This window comes from Chryseobacterium sp., from assembly GCF_041914225.1.
Taxonomy (GTDB): Bacteria; Bacteroidota; Bacteroidia; order Flavobacteriales; family Weeksellaceae; genus Chryseobacterium.
This window is the reverse complement of sequence record NZ_JAYSDT010000004.1, coordinates 20505-32912: the sequence shown is the minus strand read 5'-3', so window position 1 is coordinate 32912 and position 12408 is coordinate 20505. Positions and strand designations below refer to the sequence as shown.

The window sequence follows — 12408 nt, the reverse complement described above, 5'->3', positions numbered from 1 at the left end:
AAAAACGGTAATTTTGTATCATGTTCAATACATTAGGTAATCTTCTTAGTCTTACAACATTTGGAGAAAGTCACGGAGTGGCTTATGGCGGTATCATCAATAATTTTCCGGCAGGTTTAACGGTAGATCTCGATAAGGTTCAATATGAGCTGAACCGAAGAAAACCTGGCCAGTCAGCAATCGTTACACAAAGAAAAGAAAGTGACACAGTAAAGTTCCTTTCGGGGATCTTTGATGGAAGAACAACAGGTACTCCCATCGGTTTTATCATTGAAAATGAAAATCAAAAATCAAAGGATTATGACCATATTGCAGGCGCATATCGTCCGAGTCATGCTGATTTTACTTATGATCAGAAATTTGGTTTCAGGGATCATCGCGGCGGTGGAAAATCTTCTGCCAGAGAAACTATGAACTGGGTGGTTGCCGGAGCTCTTGCCAAGCAGCTTTTACCGGATATTGAGATCAATGCTTATGTTTCTTCCGTAGGGGATATTTTCTGTGAAAAACCTTATCAGGCATTAGACTTTTCCCAGACAGAAAGCAATGATGTACGTTGTCCGGATGCCGAAACGGCAGAAAAGATGATAGCAAGAATCAAAGAGATCAAAAAAGAAGGAAATACTATAGGAGGAACAATTACATGTGTGATTAAAAATGTTCCTGTAGGAATCGGTGAGCCTATTTTTTCAAAGCTTCAGGCAGAACTGGCAAAAGCAATGCTTAATATCAATGCCTGCAAAGGTTTTGAATATGGAAGCGGCTTCTGTGGAGCTAAAATGACAGGAAAGGAGCATAATGATGCTTTCAATACAGATTTCACTACAAAATCTAATCTTTCCGGAGGTATCCAGGGAGGCATTTCCAATGGAATGGATATTTATTTCCGGGTAGCCTTCAAGCCTGTCGCTACTATTCTGAGACCTCAGGACAGCATTGACAAGGATGGAAATCCTGTAGTGGTAGAAGGAAAAGGACGCCACGATCCTTGTGTAGTTCCAAGAGCGGTACCTGTGGTGGAAAGTCTTGCCGCATTTGTATTGGCAGACCTGTTTCTGATCAACAAAACAAGAAATATCAATAATTTTTAATATAAATCTTTTTGGTAATGAAAAATTACTGGGATAAAGGAATTTCTTTTGAAGAATATCTTCAGATTGCAAAAGAAAGATTAGAGCATCCTGCCAATCAACAGGAAGCTGACTATAAACAATATTATGAGCTGGGTCTTCAGAGAATGGACAGAACGGTAAAGAAATACATTCCGGATGAAGATCAGCTGAAAGAACTTGCTGCCAAAAACTTTGACGGAAAGATTTTAATCATTTCCGAAGCATGGTGCGGAGATGCAAGTGCAACCGTTCCTGCTGTTTTCAGATTTTTTGAAGGGCATAATGAAGTAAGGGTTTTCCTGAGAGACAGTGATAAGAGCTTAATCAATCAGTTTCTGACCAATGGCACGGAATCTATCCCGAAAGTCCTTATTCTTGATAAAGACCTGAATGTAAAAAATTCCTGGGGCCCGCGTCCAAAATACGGATATGAGCTTTTGATGAAATATAAAGCAAACCCTGAAGCGTATCCAAAAGACACGTTCTATAATGATCTGCAGATATATTATGCTAAAAACAGAGGAAAAGATGCTGTTCAGGAAATTTTAGAACTGCTATAAAAAAGAGGTATGAAAAAAAACATCATTTATCTTGTATTAATCGTCATTATCGCTGGTATTGCTTTTATACCGGGAGTAAGAAACTTTCTAAAGGATACATTCTTTCCTGTCGCAACTATTGAAAATGCCGTACATATAAGTGAGGAAGATTATGATATAGAGCTTAAAGGCATTAATGCACCCAGTACAAACCTGAAAAATTTTAAGGACAAAGGTATTTTCCTGAACTTCTGGGGAACCTGGTGCCCACCCTGCAGAAAAGAATGGCCTTCTATTCAGAAACTGTATGATTCCAGAAAAGATCATGTAGATTTTGTACTGATTGCTATGAATGACAAAGAAGAAGATGTAAGGAAATTTTTGAAAGAAAATAACTATACCGTTCCTGTATATATTGCCCAAAGCCCGATTTCTGAGAAAATTCTTCCAAAGGTGTTCCCAACCACTTTCCTGCTGGACAAACATGGAAGAATCCTTATTAAAGAGGATGCTACAAAAGACTGGGACACAGAGACTGTGCATCAGTTCATTGACAATATTATCAAATAATACTTTAACTAAATTTTATAATTTATTGGTACAGGATTTGCGAAATTTATAGCGTTGAAAAATTTATTAAATCCAAACACAAAATGAAATATTCAAAATTAAATCTTGCAAAAGAAGCCATCAGCCACAAGGGCTTTGTAAAAAAAATCCCTGATATTTTCAGAATGGTCAGAATGTGGAGAAAAGGAATTTATCCTATGAAATCCATAGACATTATTCTTCCCTTACTCGGAATTTTATATGTCATCTCTCCTATCGACCTGCTTCCTGAATTTGCCATACCGGTACTTGGAGTAATGGACGACCTGGCAGTATTGTCACTTACCATTCCCAAGCTCATCAAAGAGGTTGACAAGTTTTTGTTATGGGAAGCCGAGCAAAAATACAGAGGCACTCAAGTTATCGATGCTGAGATCATAAAATAATAGTTTATTATATTTTTCACGCCATCCTGGTACATCCGGGATGGTTTTTTATTTACAAATGACCGATAAATTTTTAAGCCTTATTTCAATTCCTTAAATTTGCAACATCTAATAAAAAATAATGGAAAGTAAAAAAGAATTCTTCTTAGAGTGCTACAAACTAGGCATCATCAAATTCGGAAGGTTTACCCTGAAAAGCGGTATTGAAAGTCCTTTTTATGTAGACCTGAGACCTTTGGCTTCAGATCCTAAAATTTTAAAAAATCTTGCTAATTATTTATTGGAAATGCTTCCGTTGGATAATTTTGATTTAATCTGTGGAGTTCCTTATGCTGCTCTTCCTATGGCAACTGCGATGTCTCTGGAAAGCTATATTCCATTAATTATTAAAAGAAAAGAGGCTAAAAGCTACGGTACAAAAAAACTGATTGAAGGAATTTATCAGAAAGGGCAAAACTGTCTGCTGGTAGAAGATGTGATCACTTCCGGAAAATCTTTGCTGGAAACCATTCCTGAAATAGAACAGGAAGATCTTAAGGTTTCAGATATCGTTGTGGTATTAGACAGAGAGCAGGGAGGAAAACAATTATTGGAAAGCAAAGGATATAGAGTACACACTCTTTTCAATATTTCAGAAGTATGCAATATTCTTCAGGAAACCGGAGAATTATCGGATGAAGAAGTAAAAAGAATTCAGGACTTCCTTCAGGGGAACCACATCCAGTTCGAAGAAGAAACCAGATCTTCTTATGAGCAAAAACTTCAGGCTGCACAGCATTCAGTTTCAAAGAAATTACTGGAGACAGCTTTGGCAAAAAAATCAAACCTTATTGCTTCTGCTGACATTACCACAACTCAGGAGCTATTGGAGTTTGCTGAAAAAGTGGGTCCGCATGTGATTGCCTTAAAAACGCATATCGATATTATTTCTGATTTTGAATATGAAAAAACAATCACTCCTTTGAAAGCAATTGCTGCCAAGCACCAGTTTTTACTGATGGAAGACAGAAAATTTGCAGACATTGGAAATACCCAGGAGCTTCAGTTCACAAGCGGAGTTTTCAAAATTACAAACTGGGCAGATTTCGTTACTTCTCAGGTTATCGGAGGTTTTGAATCTTTAGACTGTTTCAAAAATGTAGGAGTCGTAGCGATTGTTGGAATGTCCTCCAAAGGAACATTAACAACAGCAAGCTATCGTGAAGAGGCTTTAAAAGTAGCTTTATCTCATCCCAATGTAATCGGTGGGGTTTCTCAGAATAAACTTCCCGAAGAACTTTTATTATTCACTCCAGGTATCAATCTTGCAGATTCTGGAGACGGAAAGGGACAGCAGTATAACACTCCTGAACATGTTTTCAAAACGCTGCACACCGATTTTATTATTGTAGGAAGAGGAATTTACAAATCCGATGATCCTGAAGCCTCTGCGATCACCTATAAGACAGAGGGATGGAATGCGTATATTAATTCTTTGGAAAAAAAAGCAATTCAGGGTTAAAATGCTATAAAGTAAATACAAAATAAGTTATATTTGGGCTTTATCACGAATATTTGAAAAAGATCAGCATTTGCCTTATTTTGTTATGGGGAGCCGTACAGGTTTCTGCACAGACAGACAGTATATACATTGAAGCTAAACTGTCTGCTGACAAAAAGAATCTTGAAGTCAGCCAGGAAATTGTTTATTACAATCATTCCGGAAAAGACCTGCAAACCATAAAACTTCTGAATTGGGTTTCCGCATACAATAAACGGGGCACCTCTTTAGTCTACAGAAAACTGGAAGACCGTAATAATGATTTGCATTTTGCGAAGAGCAGTCAATTGGGAAAACTTCTTGAACTGAATATTAAAGATTCTGAAAATGAAGTTACCCCTATCAATACGCTCTCAGATGAAAATCTTTTTATTCCTCTGAAAAGTGCACTAAAGCCTGGTGAAAGTGTTTCTTTAAAGTTGCAGTACAAAATGCAACTTCCCGATAAAACTTTTACGGGATACGGAACTTCCGCTCAGAATACTTTATTAAAATATTTCTTTATTGTTCCGGATCATTTTGATCCGGACAATATTTCCAAAAGAAACTACCATGATATTGAAGAACAGGTAAGTTTCAATACTTTCTGGACCATCAACTTTGATATTCCTGTTGATAATTTTGTAGAAGGCAATCTTCCACAGGTTCAGATGAATTCATTTAAGGGATACCTTGATTCAGACCCTGAATTTTTGGTTTCCACAACAGCCTTTCCTTCTATAAAAACCAATGTTGACGGAGAGGAAATAGATATCAAATTTGGATATAATCTGAGACCTGAGGAAAAACAAAACCTGGAATTTTATCTTCCTTTGCAATTAAAGTTCATTAAAGAACGCATAGGATTCCTTCCGAAAAGTATTTTCATTTCAGATAAATTCAGAGCAAAAGAAGACTTTTTCGGAAACAATGATATTACTTTCTGGAAATTCAGGTTCCGTCTATTTACCGATACAGAAAATACAGATCTGGATTATTTTGGGATCATGGCTAAGAAAGTTTTGGATGAAAAGGTAATTGCAGATAAAGAAAAAGATCACTGGTTTAAAAATGGTTTAAAATCTTATCTGGAAATTCAGTATCTCAAAAAATTCTATGCTGATACAAAACTTCTGGGCACACTTCCTGAGACCAGAATATTTGGCCTTAAACCATTAAAATTATTCCATGCTTCCAAGGTAAAGCTTCTTGATCGTTACGGACTTTCCTATCAGTATATCATGCTGCAGAATCTTGATCAGAAGATTGACGAGCATTTTCCTGTTTTGAGTAACTTCAATGATATGGCTGTCAGCAGCTTTGAAACCGGAAGCCTTTTCAACTATTCAGCTGACAAAATGGGATATGACAGCTTTAATGAGATTGCAAAAAATTATATCTCCCGAAACTCAGGAAAGAAAATCAATCCTGAAGAGTTTCTGACAGATCTTTCTGAAAAAAATAAATCAGCGGCCTATCTTTCAGGCTTTTTCAAGCAGAAAAACAGGGTTGATTTTAAACTGAAAAATATCAGAAAAGAAAACGATTCCCTGCAAATAAGAATTGTAAAAAATACAGATATCTCTATTCCGGTAAAATTACAGACAGAAACCAGAGAAGGAGAAAAGAAGGAATACTGGGTAGACACCGAGGAAAATGAACGTATTTCCACTTTATCCCTGCCTGCATCAGAAAATATCTATAAAGTCACTTTAAATAACGGTTATATTTTCCCTGAATCCAATTACCGGGACAACTTTCTGTATGCAAAGGGGCTGTTTTCCAATGCAAAAAAAATTAAACTTAAATTAATAAAAGATATTCCTAACCCGGAATACAATGAAATTTACATCAGCCCAAGAGTACGTTTCAACAATACCTACGATAAATTTCTTTTGGGAATTAATTTAAAAAATCAGTCTTTATTTGATCAGAAGTTTCTGTACTCCGTTACGCCAACCTACAGTACCGGAACAGGAAAATTAACAGGTTCCGGAGCTGTATCCTACTCTTTTCTGCCTGCAGAAAGCATCATCCGGAGTCTGACATTCGGTGTTTCCGGTTCATACTTTCATTATGATTATGATCTGGCGTATAGAAAAACATCCATATCTTCCTCTATCAACTTCAGAAAGAATCCTAGAAGTACGGTAAGCAGAGGTATCGGAATTTCCTATAATTATTTTGAAAGAGACCTGAGTCCTCAAATGATCGCTAATAATGACTACAGCAAATATAATCTCTGGAGTATCGGATACGGCTATAGCGACAGCCAGATGATTCATGAAAAAAGTTTTAGCCTGAGCACCCAGGGAATGGAAGATTTCAACAAAATAACTGCTGAAGGCTTCTACAGATGGGAATTTGCCCCTAAGCAAAAACTCAGTTTACGTTTGTTTGCCGGATATTTCTTAAGAAACAATACCCGGAACAACCTTTTCAATTATGGAATTTCCAGGGTTTCCAACTATTCCTTCTCTTATACTCTTTTAGGGGAAAGTGCCAGCAGCGGCCTTCTTTCACAGCAGTTTATACTGGCTGACGGTGGTTTTAAATCTTTTCTGCCCGGATCGGTAAACCAATGGATCACTTCTGCCAACGTAGATTCTAGTGTATGGAAGATATTCCATGTGTATGCTGATGCGGGAGTGTATAAAAATAAAGATCTTCCAGCCAAATTTATATGGGACACCGGAGTTAAAGTAAGAATCATTCCGGATTTTCTGGAGGTGTATTTCCCGATACAGTCTTCTTTAGGATTTGAGCCTTCATTCAAAGATTATGGAAAACGCATCAGATATACATTGATTCTCAATCTTGGTTCCATTATTAACGCAGCAAGAAGAGGTTGGTATTAACAGTAAAATTATTGCATATTCTGTTGTACATTAAATTAGCAGAAAACACTTATATAAAATAAAAGAACAGCTTATAAATATTTGCTGTTCTTTTTATTAAAAACTAATCTTTTATAATTTTCTGTGAAATCGGAATATTATTAATGGTTCCTGTGACAATGTAAGTTCCTTTTGGAAGCTCTGCAATATCAAGTGCTGAAGCCAGCTTTGTAGGTGATTTTTTAACAACCCGCCTGAATGTATCATATACTTTCACGTCTTTCACCTCAGTTCCGAACACTACTTTACTGTCTTTTATAAAAGGATTCTGTACAAATCCTGATTTTACACTTCCTTCAAGGGAAAAGTCAGCACTGTTATCATCATTTCCTACCAAACTTCTTTTAATAGCAGTGGTAGCAGTAGGGGAAGGAGCCGGCCCATCTCCTTTAAACTGATCTGCATTTGCTCCATATCCCACAAAATCCAGTACATTGGATGCAGAAGGCCCTGTCACCTGTACTATATTTCCAGCCAAAGCAATTTTTCCTGATACACTGGAAATTCTGAGTCCGGAAGATTTATTGGGAGTTCCGTCAAAATTTATAATTGTGGTGGCAATAAAATCCGGGGTCGGAAGATTTTCCACTCCTCCATCGATAGCAGATTCCTGAATCAAATAAGTTTCATCAGGTCCCAGAGTAAGATCCGGCAATGTATGATATTCGGAGAAAGGTCCTATCGCCGGTGCGTATTGAATACTGGCGCCCGTAAGAGAAACCAGGGTATTTCCGATATTTTTAAGGACAATATAATTATTTTTCAATACAGCACCTGAGTTTGCATTACCACCATAGATCTCGTTGATCACAATCTGGGCATTTGAAAAAGAAGTTAATAATGTAAGTCCGAAAAGAGTAAAGATTTTTTTCATCGTTATTATTTTTTAGAATGGGTAATTATAAAACATCAAAAACAATACCACCAAATTAAGAAATATACATCATACAAAAATCTAAAAATCAGTGAATAATCATATAAAAAAACAGCCACTTTATTGGAGTGGCTGTTTTTATTTTTATCTGAAAGAAATTAGTCTTTAAGAACTTTCTGAGAAACCGGCTGGTTGTTTACTGTACCTGTTATGATATAGTTTCCTTTTGCCAATTCAGCAACGCTTACCGCTTCGTTTTGTTTTACAGAAGCTTCTTTTACAAGTTGTCCGAACATATTGAACACTTTTACGTCTTTTATATCAGATCCGAAAACAATTTCGTTGTTTTTAACGAAAGAGTTCTTTACAAAGTTGGCGGATTTTACGTTTTTAGTATCAAGAACAGCTAGAGAAGCAGTAGACGAAGTAACAGTTAAAGAAATATCATCTATCCTCCAGTTAGCCGTACCAGCAGATGGGGTACCTGTACCAGGACTATCACTTCCATAGATTCTTAACATTACCGGAGCCGATTCCGCACCTTCTAAATTAGAACCTGAAAAAGTGATGTTACTTAATGCCCATGTACTGTTGTTATTAACATTTACAGTTCCTATAGCAGTAGCATAGTTATCAATGCTGGAATATACTGTAATCTTTCCCGGACCGGTTGACGTTCCTCTGGATCCTAAGCTTATAGAATTCAAAGTTACTTTATTACCAGCAATAGGGGTAACTGTTACACTAAAATAAGTGCTTGTAGCAGTAGAAAGAGGTTCTTTAAAAGCAGCAGCACCAAAATTACTGGATCCGCTCGCTCCTGTATAACCGGAAGACACTGAAGACGAAGAAATTAAAGCTGTAGTACCATTATTATTACCTTGAGTTGCACTGAATACTACACTTGAAATATTAGCATTTGTTCCGGAAATAGGATTTACAGAAGTACAGTCCCAAAGATATGTTGTTTGTGCAAAGGCAAACGCGCTCATCGCTACTGTTGCGAAAAGAGAATAAAGTTTTTTCATGATTCAAATTTTTTGTTGTTAATAAATTGCTTGCATGACAAAACTACATCTAATTTTTTATTTGGGACAATAAAGAAGTTAAGTTTTTGTTAATTATAGTTGAGCTCTTAATGTTAACATTTTTTAATTATTTTTACGAATTATTTTTAAAAGTTGCGGAATTTTGTCATTCTATTCGTTGTATTCTTCTTAGGCATATTTTCAGGAAATGCTCAGGTATTTTCATGGAAAAATCCCAACGTCCCTGAAGACAGCATCAAAAGAGACAGTATTCTTGCTGCAAAACTGGAACAGGATATCTTCGCAAAAGACACCCTGGATTTTATAAGAACGCACAACAAGATCGTTATTGATGAAGCTGTACTGGCCAAGAATGATAAAAAGAGATTTTTAGGGGAGCTTAATTCAAAAGGTTCCATTATCCGTGGGATTACTTTTGGTAACAACCAGGGACAGTCTGTACAGAGCTCCATGGACCTTCAGATTTCAGGACGATTATCAAAAGACGTTACCATCTTGGCGAGTATTTCAGACCATAACCTTCCTATTCAGGCTGATGGTTATACCCAAACTTTAGAGGAGTTTGACAAAATCTATATGCAGCTTAATATTAAGGAAAAGTCTATCCTCAGAGCTGGCCACCTTGATCTTATAGAAGCCAAGAATTATTTTGCCAAATACCAGAGAAGGAGTATGGGACTTCAGTTCCAGACAGAATTCGGGAAAGAAAACAAGACTTTGGTAGATATTTCTGCCGGAGTTGCCCGAAGTGAATTCCACAGGATCCGTTTTCAGGGGGTTGAAGGTAACCAGGGACCATACCGTCTGACAGGTAAAAACGGTGAACAGTTTATCACCCTGATCTCCGGATCCGAACAGGTCTTCATAGATGGTATCCTGATGAAACGCGGTGAAAACCAGGATTATATTATCAACTACAACACCGGTGAAGTTACTTTTACCAGTTTCCGTCCTATTTTCCAGCAGAATTTCATCACAATTTCCTATAACTACGCCAACAGGAATTATTCAAGATATCTGTTTACAGGAAAACTGGAACATCAGAGAGAAAAATTCAAGGTAGGATTAAACTGGTTCATGGAAAATGACAATAAGAATGCCCCTCTTTCTTTAAGTCTTTCTAAAGAAGACGAGCAGATTTTAGCTGAGGCAGGAAATAATCCTGACCTGATGTATGCCCCTTCAGGAGTGGTTACCGAATATGATGTCAATAAAATCTTATATAAACTAAACCCTGCCGGAAATTTCTATGAATACTCTACTGATTCAAGCTTAACACTTTATCAGGTTTCTTTCACTTATTTCGGAGCTAATCTGGGGGATTATAAAATAGCACAAACCACAAATAACGGACGTGTTTTTCAATATGTAGGGCCTAACGCCGGAGATTACAGAGCTGTAAGAAAACTTCCTTCTCCCCAGAAATCACAGGTATACTCTGTGAATTCCGAATATTTGCTGAATGAAGGTAAAATAGGAGCTGATATTTCCCTGAGTAATTATGATGTCAATTTATTTTCGTCAAAAGATTCTGATCAGAATATAGGATATGCATGGCGTATTTTCGGGAATAAAAGTTTTACAAAAAATACATGGAAAGGGACACCTAGCTTTGAATATCAATACATAGACAGGCAGTTTCATATCCTTGACCGAATTAATGATGTGGAATTCTCCAGGGATTTCAACCTTACACAAGAATTCAATAACAGAACCCAAAACAGATTTATTTTCAGCTTCCTGAATAAATGGAATAACAAGTCTACATTAAATTACCGTATCAATTATCTGAATGAGCAGGATTCTTACAAAGGGATTAAGAATGACCTGGATTTCGGATGGATCACTGGAAAATTTTTCACCAAGGGGAATTTATCGTATCTGAGTACCAATGCTACCCTTCAGGATACTAAATTCATCCGTGGTGGGGTTTCAACGGAGTTTACCGGTAAGAAAGGCAGCTGGGCCATTGGTGGAAGCATGGAGCATAATGAGAAGAAATATAATGACACCCAGCTTATGGATGTGACGAGCTTCAGCTGGAAGGAAATCTTTTTGCAAAAGAAAATCGGAGACAGTACCAGGACCAAATTATTAACAAAAGTATACATGAGGGATAATGATTCGGTACGTGACAACAGACTTCAGAATATGAACAATATCCTGGGGATCATGGCCGAAAGTCAGGTCATTAAAACGGAAAGAACTACCTTAAATGCTTTAATTCATTACCGAAAGTTCTTTTACTCGGGTGCAGAAGGTGAAGTAACCCGAAATAATGATTTCGTGGTCGGGAACATCTTATACAATCAGCAGCTTTTCAGAAACGGGATGCGTCTTCAGGCTTTCTATGAACTTGGAAACGGGCAGGAAGCACAGAGAGAATTCCAATACATTAAAGTGACTGACGGACAGGGTGTCTATAAATGGACCGATTACAACGGGGATGGTGTTCAGCAGCTGGACGAATTTGAAATTGCCGAATATTCCGACCTTGCACAGTACATTCGGGTGTATACAAATTCTGTGAGATACCTGCCATCCAATAAAAATAAATTACAGCTTGCACTATTTGTGAATCCGGCCATTGTTTTTAATTCAGAAAACGGATTTTTAAAGCGATGGAATTTCATTATTTCATTAAATTCCCAAAACTCTTTCTATAAAAAGGATAAGGTTCTTGTTCTGAATCCTTTTGAGAAGAACAGTGACCAGATTCTTAAAAATCAGAATATTCTTGCTTCCGTACAGTTTAATCCAACCGATAAATCAGGCTGGAATGGTAATTACAGGTTTATTACCAACGATAATCTCATCAATGCCAATTTCAGTAATGAAGAACGTGAGCAAACTTCTCATTTCCTGAATATCGGATATTGGTTCAATAAAGAATTTAGGGTAGATTGGGAAAACTCGGTTCACGATATCAAAAACTCTTCACAGTTATTTACAACGAGGGATTACCGACTGAATAATTTTGAGACCAAGCCTAAGGCAACTTATAAGTTTACAGACGCCATTCAGGCTGAATTATCATCTGCTTTCCGACAGAAACAGAGATTGGACGGAGAAGAGCTTCTTAAAGCTTTTGATGTCACGGGAACCATCCAATGGGAACGCAGAAAGACTTCCATTCGCGGAAACTTCTCATTCATCAGCAACAATTTTACAGGGAACAATTTCAGTATTGTAGGAAACCAGATGCTGGATGGTCTGAAGCCTGGAAAAAACCAGGTTTGGAGCGTATTTATTCAGCAGGCTATCAACTCATTTATCCAGCTGAATCTTAATTATGAAGGAAGAAATTCTGGTGACCGTACCATTCATATCGGAAGCATGCAAGTAAAAGCGAGCTTCTAATAACAATAATGATTTTCAAAATAAAAATCCCCGATATCACTATCAGGGATTATTTATTGGTAA

The 12408-nt window shown here is 37.0% G+C and carries 9 protein-coding genes; 7 read left to right on the top strand and 2 right to left on the bottom strand.

Annotation, left to right across the window (positions count from 1 at the left end; translation table 11 throughout):
- The first annotated feature begins 20 nt into the window (after window positions 1-20).
- From aroC to ACE3RB_RS02955, 6 genes are all read left to right on the top strand, one after another.
- Window positions 21-1091 carry a chorismate synthase gene (gene aroC, locus ACE3RB_RS02980; RefSeq protein WP_374462834.1) on the top strand — a complete coding sequence of 357 codons (1071 nt, stop codon included), beginning with the start codon at window positions 21-23 and terminating at the stop codon, window positions 1089-1091.
- 17 nt (window positions 1092-1108) lie between these two features.
- On the top strand, window positions 1109-1672 hold the full coding sequence (locus ACE3RB_RS02975; protein ID WP_374462833.1) for a thioredoxin family protein: 564 nt from the start codon (window positions 1109-1111) through the stop codon (window positions 1670-1672).
- Between the two features lie 9 nt (window positions 1673-1681).
- Window positions 1682-2221 carry a TlpA family protein disulfide reductase gene (locus tag ACE3RB_RS02970; protein WP_374462832.1) on the top strand — a complete coding sequence of 180 codons (540 nt, stop codon included), beginning with the start codon at window positions 1682-1684 and terminating at the stop codon, window positions 2219-2221.
- Window positions 2222-2304: 83 nt separating this feature from the next.
- Window positions 2305-2646 carry a DUF1232 domain-containing protein gene (locus ACE3RB_RS02965; protein ID WP_332385296.1) on the top strand — a complete coding sequence of 114 codons (342 nt, stop codon included), beginning with the start codon at window positions 2305-2307 and terminating at the stop codon, window positions 2644-2646.
- A gap of 121 nt (window positions 2647-2767) precedes the next feature.
- Window positions 2768-4147 carry an orotidine-5'-phosphate decarboxylase gene (gene pyrF / locus ACE3RB_RS02960; protein WP_374462831.1) on the top strand — a complete coding sequence of 460 codons (1380 nt, stop codon included), beginning with the start codon at window positions 2768-2770 and terminating at the stop codon, window positions 4145-4147.
- A 53-nt stretch (window positions 4148-4200) separates the two neighbouring features.
- Window positions 4201-7023 (top strand): aminopeptidase, encoded by a 2823-nt coding sequence (locus tag ACE3RB_RS02955; protein WP_374462830.1) that lies wholly within the window; start codon window positions 4201-4203, stop codon window positions 7021-7023.
- Between the two features lie 103 nt (window positions 7024-7126).
- On the opposite strand, the gene ACE3RB_RS02950 is transcribed toward ACE3RB_RS02955, so the two are convergent.
- Together ACE3RB_RS02950 and ACE3RB_RS02945 are read right to left on the bottom strand one after the other, a co-directional pair.
- Window positions 7127-7936 carry a T9SS type A sorting domain-containing protein gene (locus ACE3RB_RS02950; RefSeq protein WP_374462829.1) on the bottom strand — a complete coding sequence of 270 codons (810 nt, stop codon included), beginning with the start codon at window positions 7934-7936 and terminating at the stop codon, window positions 7127-7129.
- A gap of 158 nt (window positions 7937-8094) precedes the next feature.
- Window positions 8095-8964, bottom strand: coding sequence for a T9SS type A sorting domain-containing protein (locus ACE3RB_RS02945; protein ID WP_374462828.1), 870 nt, complete (start codon window positions 8962-8964; stop codon window positions 8095-8097).
- A gap of 153 nt (window positions 8965-9117) precedes the next feature.
- Here ACE3RB_RS02945 and ACE3RB_RS02940 point away from each other — a divergent pair, with 153 nt between their 5' ends.
- Window positions 9118-12345 carry a hypothetical protein gene (locus ACE3RB_RS02940; protein WP_374462827.1) on the top strand — a complete coding sequence of 1076 codons (3228 nt, stop codon included), beginning with the start codon at window positions 9118-9120 and terminating at the stop codon, window positions 12343-12345.
- Window positions 12346-12408 lie beyond the last annotated feature (63 nt).